The organism is Calothrix sp. CBUCES-K 9914 (genome assembly GCF_059640475.1).
This window is the reverse complement of the sequence record NZ_JBXXZH010000564.1, coordinates 1-631: the sequence shown is the minus strand read 5'-3', so window position 1 is coordinate 631 and position 631 is coordinate 1. Positions and strand designations below refer to the sequence as shown.

2 protein-coding genes are annotated in these 631 nt (G+C 38.8%); one reads left to right on the top strand and one right to left on the bottom strand.

Annotated features, from left to right (window positions below; genetic code table 11):
- Nucleotides 1-373 (top strand): CapA family protein (locus AC2JBO_RS45110; RefSeq protein ID WP_496960116.1); only part of this gene is annotated, 373 nt, incomplete at its 5' end.
- Nucleotides 374-427: 54 nt separating this feature from the next.
- Here AC2JBO_RS45110 and AC2JBO_RS45105 read toward each other — a convergent pair.
- A partial coding sequence (locus AC2JBO_RS45105; protein ID WP_496960115.1) for a PadR family transcriptional regulator occupies nt 428-631 on the bottom strand: 204 nt, incomplete at its 5' end.

The following is a 631-nucleotide window of genomic DNA, read 5'->3' as shown; positions in this document are numbered from 1 at the left end:
TGCAGGCGCCGATTTAATTTTAGGTCACGGTCCACATGTCCCGCGCGCGATGGAAGTATACAAAGGTAAACTTATCGCGTACTCCCTAGGAAACTTCCTAGGATATAAAACATTTTCTACCACTGGAGAAAAAGGAAATTCTCTTATTCTCGAAGCCAAAATAAACCAAGACGGTGATTTTGTATCGGGTAAAATTGATTCAATTCAATTAGATAAAACAGGAATTCCCCAAGTTGATAAGTACGGGCAAACAATTGATTTAGTCAGGTCTTTGACAAAACGCAGTTTCCCTAATACTAAAATCATCATTAGTCAGAAAGGAGAAATTAATTTTTCTGGACAAGACGTTGCTCGCAATAAAAAATCAAATTAAGCGTTTAGGACATTATCATAGAGGTCGGATGCTGTAGTGTTTTTACCCCACTTGCTACTCCCCCAAAGCTTGCTTGCCTTTAGGAGTCAATTCATAGCATCGGCGCCTTTTTCCTCCCTCAAATTCTTCCTCCACCCACCAAGAGGAAATAAATTCGTTCTTCTCCAACCACTCAAGATTAGGATAAAGGCTCCTAATGGTGAAATCAGAATTATAAAGTTTGTTAAATTCTTCTTCAATCTTTAACCCATAAAGCGG